The organism is Gloeotrichia echinulata CP02 (assembly GCA_038087035.1).
In the GTDB taxonomy this organism is placed as follows: Bacteria; Cyanobacteriota; Cyanobacteriia; order Cyanobacteriales; family Nostocaceae; genus Gloeotrichia; species Gloeotrichia echinulata.
The window spans coordinates 3,965,085-3,981,302 of the sequence record CP051187.1; the positions used below are offsets into that span (position 1 = coordinate 3,965,085).

Below are 16,218 nucleotides of genomic sequence, written 5' to 3' on the forward strand. Positions count from 1 at the left end.
ATCCTCAGTTATAGGCTGTAGGGCTAGCAGCTGCTCGATAAATTGTGTGTATATCTGGGTAAATATGGGAATTATTGCCCAGATTTTTCTCTTCACTGTCTATAAATACTGGGATGAAAAAGAATTGCTTTTGGTTGATAGGGATGTTAATGCAGCTATCAATATAAAGCGCGTTGGGCTGGGACTGTTCCCAACGATAAAACGCCGTAAAGGGAATCCGGTAGTGGGTAACTCTATTACTAATAGTACCTCTAAGGAAGTTCTGGCAGCATTGCGAAATGTACCAGTTGCTGCAACCGTATTTGGTACTCCAAATCGGTGTAGGTAGTTCACTCAATCCCCTAGGTTATAATTTCCATGTTAAACTCAGGACTGCGAAATACCCTCATGACGGCTGGTTTATTGATTTTGACTGTAGGATTGAGTACAGCAGGGCAGAAAAATTTACTCAATATTCAACCTGCGATCGCACAAAGAATCAGTCCAAGTGATGTTTGGCAACAAGTTTATCAGCAACTGCCCGATTTTCCCAGAGAAAATAAATACCTCAGCAAACAGACAGGGAAAGTTGCCGAAAATAACACCCTAGCTAGTCGCCTGATTCGCTATCACATTTATATCAAAGAGCGTGCCCCCAATTATCGCCTAGATTGGAAGCTGACTATAGCCGATTACCTCGACGCCAACGAAGCTATATATGATCCCACCTATCCGGGAAATGATACATTAAGGGAAAATCCCCTAGAAGGCGATCGCGCCACCATTAAACGCCTGAATCGCCACCAGCGAGAGGCCTTAGTGCAAGTTTTGACCAACATTTTTAATCCTCATTCCCAGAACACCATCACCCCTAAACCTAACACCACAACCAATCCTACTAAATCAACTACGCCACAGCGACCCCAACCCAGCGGCGCCCAATTACTGAATTAACATACTCCCACCCATTTTGTTGCGGTGGGATTCTGGATTGAAACAGTATCTATGTATATTAGACGATGAAGTGCGGAAAGTCGGTTAAAAGTGGATCTGGTTGGCGTATTGGCTGGAACCCCAATGCACCAGAGTTTAAAGGGTTAGTGGGTACAGATGATTGGTCAGTTGAGTTAACCGAAGCTGAGTTGAACGAATTTTGCCGGCTGTTGAGGGAGCTAGCAGATACCATGAAGCAACTAGCAACAGAATTAATGGATGAAGAGAAAATTGCTTGTGCAGCCGAAAGCGATTTATTATGGATGGAGGTAGAAGGCTATCCCCACGCCTACAGTCTGCACTTTATCCTGAATACAGGACGATGTGCAGAAGGCAAATGGAATCCTGACGCTGTTGAGGGTTTACTGCAAGCCTCTGAGATGCTCAAAATATTTTAAATAAAGCTTGTGTTTTTCCTTCAGCTTGTGGTATATTTGTAAAAGTGACTCGATAAGTTTTAGGTTAAGAATTGGATAAATCCAAAATCTCAAATCTAAAGTTTAATGTTCGGGGCGTAGCGCAGCTTGGTAGCGCGCCACTTTGGGGTAGTGGAGGTCGTGGGTTCGAATCCCGCCGCTCCGATTGATCGATATAAAATGAAAAGCTCCATCCCTTTGTGGGTGGGGTTTTTGTACATTAGGTTACATTGAGCAAAAGGAAAAAAACTCTTGATTCTTAGGCAAATAGTTGTTATTTTTAACTCTGTCAGACCAATCGGTCGGGAATAGAGATGATGTCTAAAGGCGAAGAAACAAAAGTCAAAATTCTCCAACAAGCAGCGGAACTGTTTAATCAACAGGGGTATGCTGGCTCGTCGATTTCCGACATCATGCGTGTGACAGGGTTGCAGAAAGGGGGCATATATAATCATTTTAAAAGCAAAGATGACCTAGCACTACAGGCTTTTGACTATGCGATCGCCTGTGTTAGCCAGCGTACTAGATCTGTATTGCGAATTAAACGCCATGCAGTGGAACGCCTACAAGCAATCATTGGCGTATTTAGTAGCTATCTAGATAATCCACCAATTAGGGGAGGGTGTCCACTGCTAAATACTGCGGTTGAAAGTGATGATGCTCATCCGGCGTTAAGAGAACGCGCTCAACAGGGAATGAATTCTTGGCGTCAGTTAATTTGTTTAATTATTGACAAGGGAATTGAAAGGGGTGAAATTCGCTCTGATGTGAATCCTGATGAGGTGGCTACAATTATGATTGCAACCTTAGAAGGGGCGATGATGATGAGCAAGTTATATGGAGATTCAATTCACATGCTAAGGGCAATTAATCACCTAAATCAATATATCACAAATCAACTTTAAATCTATGGTGCAAATCAAAGTCTATGGTTTAGCGGAGAAACTAAACCCCATCAAAACAGAGTTATCAAATATCATCCATACCTCTTTGATTGAGGGGTTAAATATTCAACCTGAAAAACGATTCCATAGATTTTTTGGGCTGGAATCAGCAGATTTTTATTATCCGATTGATAGGTCAGAAAATTACCTAATTATCGAGATTAGTATGTTTGAGGGACGCTCAGTAGAAACTAAAAAACAACTACTGCGGTTACTGATTGAAAATATTCATCAAACATTTGATATTCCTGTAGATGATATTGAAATCACTATCTTTGAAACGCCTAAATCTAACTGGGGGATTAGGGGTTTACCTGGTGACGAATTGATATTGAACTATCGGGTGTAAGTTTAGATTTTTTTTGAGAAATAAAAGACCAAATGGTCGCTTTTTTATTTGAGGACGTATCATGGGATTATAGCACTTCCTATTCAGATGAGGTACAAAATTGTATCACGCGATGTAGGGGCACGGCACTGCCGTGCCCTTACCGATGTACCTCACTAGGGCGAGAAACGCTATAACTGACAACTTACATAGACCATTAGCAGTAGAATTGACAATACCTGTCAGGACATATGATATTGATTTCGCAGGAATTGTCAGTAACATTGTTTATATCCGTTGGCTGGAAGATTTGCGCTTAAAGTTTTTAGATGAACACTTGCACCTTGCTAAACAAATTGAGCAAGGATATGTACCCATTCTTGCACGAACTGAAATTGAATATAAACGACCAATTAAACTTATTGATCAGGTGATTGGTAATTTATGGTTAAGCAATTTAGGACGGCTAAAATGGACTGTCCAAGCAGAAATTTTATCTAATAACCAATTAGCAGCAATAGCAACACAAAAGGGTGCTTTTGTCAATTCACAAAATGGTCATCTTGCGCCAATTCCAGATGAATTACAGAAGAAATATTTAGAGTATCAGCAAGTGATTGAGGAGAAGAGATAGAAGCATATTTTTTTGTTGAATCACAAACAGATGGGTCTTTTTTTGCAAATTTATCAGATATTTTCCATGCTCAAACTTTACTACAACCCCATTTCTCCTAATGCTCGCCGTGTATGGCTAACTTTACTAGAAAAGGAGATTTCCTTTGAACCAGTGATGATGAAATTGGATGGCGATCAATTAGAGCCAGAGTTTTTGTCAATTAACCCATTTCATTATATTCCAGTTGTCGTAGATGATGGTTTGCGCTTGGTAGAATCCTTAGCAATTATGGACTACTTAGAAAGTAAATATCCTCAACCTGCAATGCTACCAACTGAACCGCAAGCCTTAGCAAAAGTGAGGATGGTGCAAAATCTGACTGCTAATGAATTATTTCCCAAATTAGTTACACTAATTTATGAAAGTGAAGATTCGCCACAAATTGCACAAGCAAAGCAGCATATAGATAAAGTCCTGGGATTTTTTACAGAGTTATTGGGCGATTCTCCTTACTTTGGTAGTGAACAGTTAACATTAGGAGATATTGTTGCGGGAATTGCGATCACTTCATTACCTAATTTGGGTGTTAATCTGAATAATTATCCCCAAATAGATGCATGGCGTCAGCGATTAATGGAGCGTCCAGTATGGCAAAAAACGGCACTAAGTCTAGAAGATTTTGAACTATTTAAGCGGCGAGTGAGAGTGTTCGTAAAAATGCGTAGTCGCAATTTAAATCGAGGAAATAAAGCCGATGATAAGTAAAAATAAGTCATTAGCCATCGCCTGTGCTTCTGGTAGTTTCAAAGGTGCTTTTGCTCACGGTGTATTAAGTGCTTTAGAAGCAGCGGGTATTATTGCAAATGCCTATGCTGCTGCGTCTTCCTCCGTTATACCCACGGCTTGGGCTACCATTGGCAAAGCAAATGAATTAGGCGTAAATTACTGGTTTTCTGGCTCAAAATTACTCAAAAAACCAGATATAGGAATGAGTCAGATAGTGCTTGGAGGAATTGCACATTTTAGACCAGATGAAAGACTATTTTCACCAGATACACCCGCATATTTTATAGTAACAAGTGCAGTAATTTCTGCAAGTGCTGCTATTGAAAGTCAAGGTGAAAAAGCCAGACGCTTAGGGCGGGGTTTATTGGTAGCAGCGGGAAAAAAAGACCGCAGTTGGGTAAATAAAAACTTGCAGCAGGCTTTATTTGGTACTAAACTCAAAGACGAACAGCATCTTCATCTCAACAATTTTGAGGAAGTGGCTTATGCTTCCTCGCGAATGTTGCACGCTTGGAATATCCCCGCTTGGATAGATGGAAAACCTTACATTGATGCTTCCTATACTTGCTTATGTCCAGCTATAGAAATGGTAGAAGCAGGATATCAGGAAGTAATTGCCATTGCCAACGAACCTGGTATACTCTATCGAGATATGTTTGAGTTAGAAGCAATTCCTGAAAGTTTCCAAGGGGTGAAGATTAATGTGATTAGCCCAGATGTAGACCCCAAAGAAATCGGCGTTGATTTTACAAGCGCCACACAAGAGGGATTATCTAGCATTTATCAACATGGACAGCAAAAAGGTCAAGAATTGATAGCGCGGCGTTTTTTCTATCTGCGCCAAAATTAATAACGTAAGTTGCTAGTTAGATCAAGTAGGGTGGGTCAGAAGTCGAAAATTAGTAACTTTATGCGAAAATTAACCATTCTGACGCACCCTACCGGCTACAAAATTCGCCAAAATAAATAACTAGCAACTTGGGTTAATAACGTAAAATCTAAAAAGACCTATCATACCATAGAAACAATTTTGCAAGAGGTCTATTATATTGACCGACAAGCAAATTACCTTTAGCTAAACCAGGAATTTAAAATTTAACTATGGATAGACAAGCGATACAAGTAATTGGAGGTGGACTAGCTGGAACCGAAGCAGCATGGCAAATCGCCCAGGCTGGAATACCTGTAATTTTGTATGAAATGCGACCAAAACGCTTCAGCCCCGCTCATCATACAGAACATCTGGCAGAATTGGTGTGTAGTAATTCCTTTGGTGCAATGGCGAGCGATCGCGCTACTGGATTATTGCACGAAGAGTTACGTCAATTAGGTTCGATTGTGATTGCGAAAGCTGATGAACACGCTGTTCCTGCTGGTGGCGCCTTAGCTGTAGACAGGGGTAAATTTGGCGAAGATTTGACCGAAACTGTATCGCGCCATCCTTTAATAGAATTTCGTCGGGGTGAAGTCTCTACCATTCCTGAAGGAATTGTGGTTTTGGCGACAGGGCCATTAACCAGTCCCGACTTAGCAGCAGATTTACACCGCTTCACCGGGATGGAATACCTGAGCTTTTTTGATGCTGCTAGCCCCATTATTGTGGGAGAATCGATTAATCGCGATATTGCCTTTATGGCTTCGCGCTATGACAAGGGTGAAGCTGCTTATCTCAACTGCCCGATGAATAAACAGCAGTATCTACACTTTTGGGAAGAACTCCGCAAAGCTGAACAAATCGAACTCAAAGATTTTGAACGGGAAACCGCGAAATTTTTTGAAGCTTGTTTACCCATTGAAGAACAAGCAATGCGGGGGGAAGACACAATGCGTTATGGACCGCTGAAGCCAGTCGGTTTGTCAGATAGTCGCACGGGGGAACGTCCTTACGCTGTGGTACAGTTGCGACAAGAAGACAAAGCCGGTCAACTGTGGAATATGGTAGGATTCCAAACAAATCTGCGCTGGGGTGAACAAAAGCGGGTATTCCAGCTAATTCCGGGTTTAGAAACAGCGGAATTTGTGCGCCTGGGAGTTATGCACCGTAACACCTTTATCAATGCACCCCAGTTAATGCATCCTACCCTGCAATTTAAACAGCGTCCCACATTATTAGCCGCTGGACAATTAATTGGCACTGAAGGCTACACTGCAGCAGCTGCTGGTGGCTGTTTAGCGGGAATTAATGCTGCACGGTTAGCTTTAGGTAAAGAAACCTTGAGTCTACCACCAACAACCATGATGGGGGCATTATTTGAGTTTATCAGTTCCGCGTCACCGAAACATTTCCAACCGATGCCGCCCAACTTTGGGATTTTTCCAGATTTAGGGATGAAAATCAAAAGTAAACCAGAGCGTTATGGACGTTATCGCGATCGCTCCTTAACCGACTTAGCAAATTGGAAAACTAGTTTGTAGTAGAACTTTAGCGCTCTGAGCGAAACTTTCCAGCACTGGCGGATATTTTCGCTTGGTCACTTTTGTGGTCTGTTCACCAAAGTCCTCGCGCCGTGGAAGCCCCTGGCTTTAGACATGGGGGTGAGGCGCGTTTGCGTATTTATTCGCTGTCAAGATGGTTTCAAACTCCATACGAATATCCATCCTTTTTGTGAATTGCTGAACAATATTTGTGACTGATGCCCGAAATTCTTCCAGTCTTGGTAGCAATATCAAAACTACCTGTGGCACGACACAAAACACGTCCTAAATATTCGCCAACTTTTTTACCACTGGCAACAACCGCTTTAATAATGTCTCCAGTTTGAAATCCAAAATGAATTTGTTTATTTGTACGGTGACGATTTGGAAAACCAAATTTATCTGTTCCACACATCTGCCTTGTCCCGTTTCCATTGGCTGTAATCAACAATGGTTTGATGCCTTTGATATTTAATGTTGGTGTTGATTTGCCAACACAAGCAGCATCAATCCAATGAGTCTTGATTAATTGCTGACTAGTTCTATTGAACTTTGTTAGACCTCCTGAACCACATTCAACGGGTAAACCTGTAGATTTCAAAACATCCAAAAGCTTGTATCTAGTAGCATTAACTGCTGCTGCGTCAGCTAATGGTCTCTTAGCTTGTGCCAAGATTTTCTGTAACTTAGTAGGGTCTTTTTTGTTGGCGCAGCCTCTCGTAGAGAGAAAGTCTTTAATATCTTTAGTCCCTTTTTTGACGTTGCATTTACAGCAACTCAAAGTAAGATTAGTGATGGAGCTTGAACCTCCTTTTGATCTGGGGTGAATGTGTTCTATTTGCAAAGGTACGTCTTTGACACCACAATAGGCGCATTGCCGATTCCACTTTTCAAGTAGATATTCTCTGGTTTCATATCCAGCTAATGTACCTTGCTGATATTCCTTGCCTTCGATTTCAGGATTACGCATTAATTGCATATCAAACTTGACTAATTCGGTACTAATCGCTGTGATTGGTGCAAATTTACGTAATCTGTTTACCCATGTTTCAACATTGTGAACTCGACTCATCAGGCTAGGTGCTAACCATCCTTGGAGTCTAGTTCTGTTGATAAATCTTGGCTTTCTGTAACGGGTTTTGCGATTTCTTCTGCTACGTCTTAATTGTCTTCTAGACGTTAAAGCATCCTTGATTGCAAAACCTCTATGCTTTAATTCAGCAGCAAAAACAACTTCGCCTGTTAAATCGTTAACTAATGCTATACCTGTGGTTTTAGCACCAGGATCAAGTTTTAATCGCAGTGGTGTAAGGAGCGAATCTGGACGTGATTCTTTGAGAATAATCGTGAATGGAAAGCGGCGATAAATGGCTGCTTTCTTGTTCTTTAATAATTGTCTCGCTTGTGCTGAATGAATTGGGTTTAGTGGTCTTTTATTGGTATCAATTACAAAAACTTTGCACATAAAGTGCCTCCTTGCGGGTAATGTTAGCTTCGATAATGTTAGAGGTCGGTACTATGCAAACGACACTGGTTTAACCCTTTAAGCCTGTTTAATCGTTCGCTTCTAGAGCAGGGGACTAGCAACGCATCCCCTGGTAGGTCTTGAACTCTTGCCTCTAACGTAGCCACTTAAGGCTTAATCTGGTCAGATGCGGGCTTTTTCAAGCCCCGCCCTTTAGGGCTGGGGTTTCTGACCATCAAACCATGAATACCTACCGCTGTGATCACACCCCCCAATAATCCCCAGGTACCATCAGCAAATACATTGATGCGATGGGCTAAGGTCCGATGATAGGCAAAGCCTAACTGTCTATCATTGGTTCCTGTCTTTGCCAGCTGTTCGACATAGTTTTCAGCTTTTCCCAGTTCTGCATAATCCCGGTTGAACCAATAAAGCGATAATACCACGACCATCAAACCGGGAACAACTAAGGTAATGAAGAGAATTGCTTGGCGCAGTTTCATACTTGTCAGCGAATAAATTTACTGGAGATTGCTCAATACTGACATGGCTGCAATTTTTATGTTATACCAATTTGAAAAAAGAATGGGACAGATAGGGTAGGGGCGCAAGGCCTTGCGCCCCTACAGATTATCGATGTGTTGCAAAGATTTTTTGAATTGGTATTACAACTTGGCAGACAAACTTTAGCTTTGCCTCTAATTTAATTTTCCACTAATTCCGGCATTTGACCCTGATCAAGCCAATCCATCATCTGAATGTTCTAAAATCGTTTTGCCTCTTGCCTGCCCACGCAAACAATTTACCGAATCAACGGGGATTCCTATATAATTATCAAGATATCGTGCTATACTCAAAAAGTACGAGGGCGCGTGGCTCAGTGGATAGAGCAACAGATTCCGGTTCTGTGGGTCGGGGGTTCAAATCCCTCCGCGCTCGTTGGTTTTACAAGACTAACCACAAAAACTACTTGGGGCTTGCTGACAAAGCAGCTAGGAGACAGTTTTGCGCCAAATTCTACTGCTTTACCTCGAACGATTGGACGAATATGCGGTTGATTTAAACTGACAATTCGGTCATCAATCGAAATACCGCGGCTCCAAGGCTCTCATACAGCCTAGAAATAGACCGGAGAAGTTACCTATGCCTGCGAAAGTAGATATGATCGCAAAATATAGTATATTTCTATCAGTAGATAAATACCATTTGACTAAAAGGTCTGCACTTATATGCCCTGTAGAGATTAACTCTATCAAAAAACTACCGGGGATAATAAGTGTAATTATTACTATGACTCCTACTACTGTACCAAGAATAGAACCAACTAAAGCAAACAAAAATGCATAGACAATCGCTGCAAAGAGTTTTTTTACTAGATACATAAATTATGAATTATGAAATAATTTTGTATTATTGTCGTCATACCCCACATTCCGCACCCTCAACTGTCACAATCGTATTTTACTGTTTTTTATCAGGAAATAAAGTAGTCTAATATACTTACACCCTTATATTAACGGATAAAGCATGTTTGTAAGGCATAATTTATAGCTTTAAAAAAGAATATTTTAAGTAATTGTACTATGTGACACCCTAGGGTGCGGAATGTGGGTTATACCGATAATACTTAGGTAAGGGTTCTCCTTAATTTGTTCTACTGTTTCTCTATCACTTATTCCTAGTTTTTCTTTAATTATTAATGCGCCTAATGCTATTCGGAATGGTTTTGCTGGCGCTCCCATCTCTGTAGAAAAATGACATTAATTTAGCAAGTGGTCATTTACAGCCATTTTCAGGTAAATAGACAACAGGGTAGGGGCGCAAGGCCTTGCGCCCCTACGAAGATCTGTGGTTCAAATGAATGAAAATTGCTGTAATATCAGGTTCGTCTAATTAGTTACGATAAAAACTTGGGAGACTTCTTCCCTGCGGGACGCTCCGCGAATGCGCCTTCTCTGCGTTCGCGTAGCGTGTCGTTCGCGGTAGCGTTGCGTAGCAAAGACAGACGCTCCGCGAATGCGCCTTCCCTACGGGACGCTGCGCGAATGCGTGAGCTTTTATAATAACTGTTTACCCGAACATGATATAATTTGGCAATCGACATATGGTTTTGTTTGTAGTTGCACTTGAGCGCTGCGGACAATTAAGAGCGCTAAAGCGCAACTACGAACAATTAAATCTCGCTTTGATATTTTTCCAAGATATCTACCAAAGTAACCTGAGATTGCAGGGGCAGTAAATCGACTAAAGGCAATTCTTTTCTCCCACCACCAATTTTAACTGGGATAGATTCCAAAATTTCAATCACGCGGTCTTCAGTAACCTCATTGCTAGTAATCAAGGGATACAGATGTTCGGCGAGAATGGTATGCAGTTTCGCATCAGATAAATATAGATGCCATTTAGCAATGTCTATGTAGACATTTTCACCGATTTCAGCCCCTAGGGCTTCCAGTATTTCTGAGGTGTTAATCTGAGCCATAAAAATATCCCTATATCAATAAAAAGTGAGAAATATCAGGCTATCCAACATAGAACTTACGCACTTGTGACGAAAAATCAGCCTTTGCGATTACGTCGCTACGCTCTCTAGGAGCCGTTAGGCATACGTAATGACCTAAAATCGAATCTCGTGCGTAAGTCCCATAAGATTATTATCGCTCAATTATCCAGGATGACTCAAGACCGACAGGTTACAATCATCCTAGCATTTGTAGTCTTTCTTCAGGTGGATTTGGGTGGTGTCTCGGAATAGTTGGCGATCGCACCGATATAAATCAGATGCAGCAACAATACTACTATCCAACCGATGCTCAAAGGCGGTAACCACTCCCAGTTCAAAGCCTTGAGATTATGGACAAACCACAACCCAGAAATCACCGTAACGGCGATCGCCACATGTACGGCAAAATTCATCCTGTCGTCTAGCTTACGGTAAGCGGGGTCTTTGCGATCGGGTTTGGTAGGCCAACGAGGAGGCATAAATATTTATTACAAATTTGACACACCCTAATCATTTTAAACTTTTTGCGGATGTATTAGCCATGATTATCACTTTTGATGCCATAAATTCAACTTGATTCATCTGTTTGATAGAGGGAGCTAAGGTTTCTGGCTGTGAAGATGGAAATGATCTTTAGCGGTGGATAACAATGACTAAAGCAAATCCCGTCGAAGTCCAAAGAAACTTGAAAGGTGTTGACTATCCTGCTGATAAGCAAAAATTGATTAAGCACGCTAGAAAGCAAGGTGCTGACCAGGCGGTTATCTCATTATTAGAGCAATTACCAGACGATGGTGAGGAATATGACAACCCAGCCGATCTCAACAGATCTTTAGGCGAAATCGAGTAGGCTATGATACTGGCGGTAAATAATCCCCTGATTTACCGCCAGTCTTGCTTACCAAATGAATGGCTTCAATTTGCATCGACTTTTCCAAGGCTTTAGCCATATCGTACAAAGTCAGAGCAGCTACGGAAACTGCAGTTAATGCTTCCATTTCCACACCAGTTTCCGCTTTAGTTTTGACGGTCGCATAAATTTGATAGCCTGGAAGTTGTGGATCTGGTATCACCTCAACTTCCACTTTCTGTAACGGCAGTGGATGACACAGGGGAATCAAACTCGCTGTCTGCTTGGCCCCCATAATTCCCGCCAACCTTGCAGTCCCCAAAACATCCCCTTTTGGGGCATTTCCGGCTTGAATCGCGGCAAAAGTTGCCTGCAACATCCGCACCCTAGCCGCCGCTACTGCTTGGCGCACCGTCGGCGCTTTTTGGGACACATCTACCATCTGCGCCTGTCCCTGACTATCGAGATGAGTTAAGTTGTCCAAATTATTTTGAAAATGGTCTTGCGTCATTGGATAAGAAGGTGCTACTATTAATTTCTATTGAGGGCGTGTAGCTCAGTGGACTAGAGCACGTGGCTACGGACCACGGTGTCGGGGGTTCGAATCCCTCCTCGCCCGTTTTATGAAAGTTAGGGGTTAGGAGTTAAGAGTGAGGAGTTAAAAACCATCATCCTTAACTTACAACAACTAAGTACACTATTGTACAACTTCTTGACGACGGCGGGTCACGTCGGAACTAACGCCTCTGGAGACATCGACCTCTGTATGGGTGGGGAAACTCCTCCAAGTAAGTCGGGTCGTGGAAAGAGGAAACCCAAAGAGCGATCTTTGGAATCCCCCACTATATTCGGTACTCCGAATTAGTGGTGGTCGGATGTCAACGAATAAGGATCTTCACCACGACCGAGAGCAAAGCGCAGGGAATTAGATAAGCTGATGCTGGACTGGGTAAGAAAGATGAAAAATGCCACCATTGTTAAACCAGCACAGTAAATAAACATATTGCGATAGCCGACTTGTTCAGCGAGAAAACCGAAAACTGGCGGTGCGATCGCAATTCCCAAGTCCATTCCCGCTATGCAAATACCAAAAATACGCCCCCGTTCTTCTGGATGTGAACGGTCTGCAATCATCGTGATCATCATGGAGATTAATGTACCACCGCCAGACCCTTCTGCTATTGCCGCTAACAAAAAGCCCATCTGATTATTGGCAGACCATAGCAGTAACAATGACACGGTATAGACGATTATACCATAACTTATAAACAACCCGCGTCCGAGGCGATCGCTAGCACGACCAGCAAATAGCCTGATGCAAAAACTGGAGATGGCCGCAGCACTGAAAAATAAGCCGACATTAAAATCCACCTTAGTTGATTTGATGAATAATCCCACAAAGGTATGTACAGTACCAAGTCCCAAACCAAACAGCAACATGACCAGGGTAGGAATTCTCACCCGTGGACTGAAGAGAATTTGCCAAAATTTGCTATTGTTCCCTGTTGCTGTTGTGTGCGTCCCAAGTGATGGATTGTTCAATTTTACCGTACCCAACAGCCCAACAAAAGCCAATCCAGCAGCCAAGACAAATAAAGGCCCGTCACCAGCAGTAGCTTGTAAATACCCACCTAGCAGAGGTCCGACTGCTAAACCAATGGGGGACGTCAGACTCATGTAACCAATAATTTCACCCCGATTTTGGACGGGGGATAAATCGGCTACCAATGCGCTGTAACCCGTGGTAAAAGCCGCTAAACTAATGCCATGAAAAATCCGCACTAAGATCAACAGCCCAATTGATGTAAATGCCAAATAACCAAAGGGTGCGATCGCCGCTACGATTGTACCAATCAACAAGACAATTTTGCGACCCCGTTGATCTGCTAATTTTCCCAGCATAGGGCGAAATAACAACAAACCAATGGCAAAACTACCCATGATTATACCAATTTGCTGCTTGCTTTCGCCGATACTTTCAATATAGAGGGGTAAGGTTGGTAACAAACTCCCCATACTAGACCAATAAAATAGACCTACTGTAAATAAATACAGCAGGTTACGGCGCAAATAGGTATCAAAACTCAGTAAAGCTTTCAAGGCAAATGCCATTTAATTTACAATGTGTTTTCTACCTATGTTACATTACTTAATATTTTTGGCGATAACCTCCCGCACACGATAGATGGGACGTCCTTGAGATTCGTGGTACGTACGCATGAGTAATTCTGCCAAAAGACCGAAGCTAAATAGTTGTACCCCAGTTACCAGTAACAGCACCGCCAAAATCAGCAACGGGCGATTACCGATATCTTGATGAAAAGCCAATTTGACAAAAGTCAAGTAAATTCCAATCAAACCGCCCAAAACCATCGAACTCAAGCCCAATAGCCCAAAAACATGCATCGGGCGAGTCAGGAACTTTTTCATAAACAAAATGGTTAACAAATCCATCAACACCCGGAATGTTCGTGATAGTCCATACTTACTGCGACCAAAGCGCCGGGCGTGATGACGCACAGGTATTTCTGTAATTCTTGCCCCTTCAATATACGCCAAAGCAGGTAAAAATCGGTGTAATTCGCCATAAAGGTTCATATCAGCCGCCAATTCTGCACGATAGGCTTTCAGAGAACAACCATAATCATGAATATTCACACTAGTGGTACGGCGAATTAGCCAGTTGGCAATTTTAGAAGGAAGCAAGCGATTTAAAGCCCCATCCTGGCGTTTTTGACGCCAACCACTGACCAAATCGTAACCCTCATCCAACTTCGCCAACAGCAGGGGGATATCAGCCGGGTCATTTTGCAAATCAGCATCTAAAGTTACAATTGTTTTCCCCAGTGCAAAATTAAAGCCAGCCGCCATCGCCGCCGTTTGACCGTAATTACGACGCAAAATTACCGCTTTTAAATCTGTGCGAATTTGAGCTTGTTCCTTCAGGAATTGTACGGAACCATCACTCGAACCATCATCCACACAGATAATTTCATAACTCAACTGACTAGCTGATAAAGTAGAAGCGATCGCCTCCACCAACAAAGGCAGACTTTCCACCTCATCACGTATCGGCACCACCACCGACACATAGGGGACAATAGGTAACATTGCCCCATTCTCCTCTATGATCTTTTCTGACAATCCACTCCTCATATACCTGTGCTTCCTCAGCGTCTCTGTGGTTCATAAATCTTTACAACCCTACCAGCACCCCGTAGTTGCTGATAGTATGACCGACTAACCTCATCTCCCTGTTCCGAGAGAACGTCAATTCCAATTCCATTTCGCCCTTTATCTTTCCCAGAACTATGGATATAGCGATCATCTCCTAAATAAAGACCCACATGAGTCGCCTTTTGGGGAGTGCCAAAAAATACTAAGTCTCCTGGCTCTAACTCTGTAATCGCCACTGCTTCGGTAAAACCTTCCTGCTGATAAGCATCTCTAGGTAACCAAATACCCACCGAAACAAAAGCCGCCTGCATCAAGCCAGAACAATCATAATTTGGTCCTACCGTACCACCCCAAAGGTAATAATTTGGTTGTAGCATCGCTTGATGAGTAAAAGCGATGACCTTTGGTAGTAGTTTTTTGATCTCAGATTCAGTCAATATGCCAGCTTGATAAGGTAAAGTAGCTGATTGTAATAAAGCCAAATCGGCAAGGGAGACCCAGCCTGGATAGTCATCCTCACATAAATAGACCTCAACCGCTGCATCCTGATGAGTTGATGTTACCTGCAAATGTCGTCCACAAGCGGCTTGAGTCGCCAAGCGGACACATTCAGGAGAATCATATAGATTCAGATCAGCCAGACAGCGGTACTGGGAGGATGGGAGATTTTGGATTGGGGAATTTAGATTGGAAACCATTTTGTAACGTTCATAGGTAACAATGACTTTTTTGTGCAAAGACGAAAAACTCGAAGAGATCGGGTTACATATTTTAGAGACAACTTGGGACACATTTCCAACGTTAGCCCGTAACCAAATTGCCCTGACTTGGATTGTCTATGATCCACCGGTACTAGTAAATACTGGTGGGGCGTTAACTCCAGATGCCTTTTGGAACCATAATCTGCGTGGTTTTACTTATCGCAATACAGAGCGGATTTACCCTGCCAGTGTCGTAAAACTTTTTTACTTAGTCGCAATTAATGAATGGCTAGAAAAAGGCATGAGTCAAACATCGAAAGACTTAGAGCGAGCCATCCGCGATATGATTGTAGACTCCAGTAATGATGCTACCAGCTTAGTGGTTGATGTTCTTAGCGGCACTACCTCTGGACCAGAGTTGCCCAGCGGTCCATTTGAAACCTGGAAATTGCAACGTAATATAGTTAACCGCTATTACCAGTCTTTAGGCTGGGAGGATATGGAGACAATTAACGTCTGTCAAAAAACCTGGGGTGATGGTCCCTATGGACGAGAGAGAGCATTTTATGGAGAAATGCTCGATAATCGCAATATGCTGACAACCAATGCCACCGCCAAATTATTGCATAGTATCGTTGGTGGGGTAGCAGTGTCCAGTGGGCGATCGCAAGGGATGATGGCTTTGCTCAAACGTAGTCTCAATCCCGATGATTTACCCACCGATGTCGAAGAAGACCAGGTAACAGGTTTTTTGGGCGGGGGACTTCCCCAAACCGCCCAAATTTGGTCAAAAGCAGGTTGGACAAGTCAAGTCCGCCATGACGCAGCGTATATCGAGATACCAGACCAGCCTCCCTATCTTTTAGTGGTATTTACTGAAGGTAAAGCGAACGCTAAGAACAGGGAGATTTTGCCCTTTGTCTCTAAGCTAGTGACTGAGGCGGTTGTTCATTTGTAAGATTAACTACCATTGGCTTACTTGTATCAAAGAAAGTATTTCATCAACGAGTAAGCTTTTTCTACCTACAATAATTTTTGCACACCC

At 42.6% G+C, this 16,218-nt stretch carries 19 protein-coding genes, 3 tRNA genes and 2 pseudogenes; 15 read left to right on the forward strand and 9 right to left on the reverse strand.

All coding sequences use genetic code 11. The features are described from left to right. The first annotated feature begins 46 nt into the window (after window positions 1-46). The 10 genes from HEQ19_17425 (at window position 47) to trmFO (ending at window position 6,477) form a co-directional block, all read left to right on the forward strand. The gene (locus HEQ19_17425; protein ID WZI66949.1) at window positions 47-328 is read left to right on the forward strand and encodes a hypothetical protein; all 282 of its coding nucleotides are present in this window, start codon (window positions 47-49) and stop codon (window positions 326-328) included. Between the two features lie 59 nt (window positions 329-387). After that, on the forward strand, window positions 388-933 hold the full coding sequence (locus HEQ19_17430; protein ID WYM01007.2) for a hypothetical protein: 546 nt from the start codon (window positions 388-390) through the stop codon (window positions 931-933). A 65-nt stretch (window positions 934-998) separates the two neighbouring features. Beyond that, window positions 999-1,370 carry a DUF1818 family protein gene (locus tag HEQ19_17435; GenBank protein ID WYM01008.1) on the forward strand — a complete coding sequence of 124 codons (372 nt, stop codon included), beginning with the start codon at window positions 999-1,001 and terminating at the stop codon, window positions 1,368-1,370. A gap of 110 nt (window positions 1,371-1,480) precedes the next feature. Continuing rightward, window positions 1,481-1,554: transfer RNA gene (locus HEQ19_17440), tRNA-Pro, on the forward strand. 151 nt (window positions 1,555-1,705) lie between these two features. Continuing rightward, the gene (locus HEQ19_17445) at window positions 1,706-2,293 is read left to right on the forward strand and encodes a TetR/AcrR family transcriptional regulator (GenBank protein WYM03475.1); all 588 of its coding nucleotides are present in this window, start codon (window positions 1,706-1,708) and stop codon (window positions 2,291-2,293) included. Window positions 2,294-2,297: 4 nt separating this feature from the next. Then, a complete protein-coding gene (locus tag HEQ19_17450; protein ID WYM01009.1) occupies window positions 2,298-2,681 on the forward strand; it encodes a tautomerase family protein in 384 nt (127 codons plus the stop codon). A 145-nt stretch (window positions 2,682-2,826) separates the two neighbouring features. Beyond that, entirely contained in the window at window positions 2,827-3,294 is a 468-nt protein-coding gene (locus HEQ19_17455; protein ID WYM03476.1) for a thioesterase family protein, read from the forward strand. 66 nt (window positions 3,295-3,360) lie between these two features. Continuing rightward, window positions 3,361-4,041, forward strand: coding sequence for a glutathione S-transferase family protein (locus HEQ19_17460; protein ID WYM01010.1), 681 nt, complete (start codon window positions 3,361-3,363; stop codon window positions 4,039-4,041). Next, on the forward strand, window positions 4,031-4,912 hold the full coding sequence (locus tag HEQ19_17465) for a hypothetical protein (GenBank protein ID WYM01011.1): 882 nt from the start codon (window positions 4,031-4,033) through the stop codon (window positions 4,910-4,912). Before HEQ19_17460 ends, HEQ19_17465 begins: the two co-directional genes overlap by 11 nt. A gap of 251 nt (window positions 4,913-5,163) precedes the next feature. Continuing rightward, window positions 5,164-6,477 (forward strand): FADH(2)-oxidizing methylenetetrahydrofolate--tRNA-(uracil(54)-C(5))-methyltransferase TrmFO, encoded by a 1,314-nt coding sequence (gene trmFO / locus HEQ19_17470; GenBank protein ID WYM01012.1) that lies wholly within the window; start codon window positions 5,164-5,166, stop codon window positions 6,475-6,477. A 160-nt stretch (window positions 6,478-6,637) separates the two neighbouring features. On the opposite strand, the gene iscB is transcribed toward trmFO, so the two are convergent. Both iscB and HEQ19_17480 read right to left on the reverse strand, forming a co-directional pair. Further along, window positions 6,638-7,942: an RNA-guided endonuclease IscB gene (gene iscB, locus HEQ19_17475; protein ID WYM01013.1), complete on the reverse strand. Its 1,305-nt coding sequence runs from the start codon at window positions 7,940-7,942 to the stop codon at window positions 6,638-6,640. Window positions 7,943-8,109: 167 nt separating this feature from the next. Beyond that, on the reverse strand, window positions 8,110-8,445 hold the full coding sequence (locus HEQ19_17480) for a hypothetical protein (GenBank protein ID WYM01014.1): 336 nt from the start codon (window positions 8,443-8,445) through the stop codon (window positions 8,110-8,112). 363 nt (window positions 8,446-8,808) lie between these two features. Here HEQ19_17480 and HEQ19_17485 point away from each other — a divergent pair. Beyond that, window positions 8,809-8,881, forward strand: a tRNA-Arg gene (locus HEQ19_17485). A gap of 689 nt (window positions 8,882-9,570) precedes the next feature. Here HEQ19_17485 and HEQ19_17490 read toward each other — a convergent pair. From HEQ19_17490 to HEQ19_17500, 3 genes and pseudogenes are all read right to left on the reverse strand, one after another. After that, window positions 9,571-9,696: pseudogene (locus HEQ19_17490) on the reverse strand (transposase). A 419-nt stretch (window positions 9,697-10,115) separates the two neighbouring features. Then, a complete protein-coding gene (locus HEQ19_17495) occupies window positions 10,116-10,424 on the reverse strand; it encodes a DUF3181 family protein (GenBank protein WYM01015.1) in 309 nt (102 codons plus the stop codon). 242 nt (window positions 10,425-10,666) lie between these two features. Beyond that, window positions 10,667-10,924 carry a hypothetical protein gene (locus HEQ19_17500; protein WYM01016.1) on the reverse strand — a complete coding sequence of 86 codons (258 nt, stop codon included), beginning with the start codon at window positions 10,922-10,924 and terminating at the stop codon, window positions 10,667-10,669. 170 nt (window positions 10,925-11,094) lie between these two features. Here HEQ19_17500 and HEQ19_17505 point away from each other — a divergent pair, with 170 nt between their 5' ends. Continuing rightward, window positions 11,095-11,295 (forward strand): DUF2795 domain-containing protein, encoded by a 201-nt coding sequence (locus tag HEQ19_17505; GenBank protein ID WYM01017.1) that lies wholly within the window; start codon window positions 11,095-11,097, stop codon window positions 11,293-11,295. Window position 11,296: 1 nt separating this feature from the next. Here the strand turns inward: HEQ19_17505 and moaC are convergent, their stop codons facing one another. Continuing rightward, entirely contained in the window at window positions 11,297-11,806 is a 510-nt protein-coding gene (moaC, locus tag HEQ19_17510; GenBank protein ID WYM01018.1) for a cyclic pyranopterin monophosphate synthase MoaC, read from the reverse strand. 34 nt (window positions 11,807-11,840) lie between these two features. On the opposite strand from moaC, the gene HEQ19_17515 reads away from it, so the two are divergent. Further along, window positions 11,841-11,914: transfer RNA gene (locus HEQ19_17515), tRNA-Arg, on the forward strand. A 93-nt stretch (window positions 11,915-12,007) separates the two neighbouring features. Beyond that, window positions 12,008-12,160: pseudogene (locus HEQ19_17520) on the forward strand (RNA-guided endonuclease TnpB family protein). Here HEQ19_17520 and HEQ19_17525 read toward each other — a convergent pair. Genes HEQ19_17525 through HEQ19_17535 form a run of 3 tightly spaced genes read right to left on the reverse strand, consistent with a single transcriptional unit; the run spans window position 12,157 to window position 15,170 of the window. Next, window positions 12,157-13,395, reverse strand: coding sequence for an MFS transporter (locus HEQ19_17525; protein ID WYM03477.1), 1,239 nt, complete (start codon window positions 13,393-13,395; stop codon window positions 12,157-12,159). The pseudogene HEQ19_17520 and the gene HEQ19_17525 overlap by 4 nt on opposite strands. A gap of 45 nt (window positions 13,396-13,440) precedes the next feature. After that, the gene (locus tag HEQ19_17530; GenBank protein ID WYM01019.1) at window positions 13,441-14,451 is read right to left on the reverse strand and encodes a glycosyltransferase family 2 protein; all 1,011 of its coding nucleotides are present in this window, start codon (window positions 14,449-14,451) and stop codon (window positions 13,441-13,443) included. A gap of 14 nt (window positions 14,452-14,465) precedes the next feature. Continuing rightward, window positions 14,466-15,170, reverse strand: coding sequence for a C40 family peptidase (locus tag HEQ19_17535; protein WYM01020.1), 705 nt, complete (start codon window positions 15,168-15,170; stop codon window positions 14,466-14,468). Window positions 15,171-15,192: 22 nt separating this feature from the next. On the opposite strand from HEQ19_17535, the gene HEQ19_17540 reads away from it, so the two are divergent. Continuing rightward, window positions 15,193-16,131, forward strand: coding sequence for a serine hydrolase (locus tag HEQ19_17540; GenBank protein ID WYM01021.1), 939 nt, complete (start codon window positions 15,193-15,195; stop codon window positions 16,129-16,131). The last annotated feature ends 87 nt before the right edge of the window (window positions 16,132-16,218 follow it).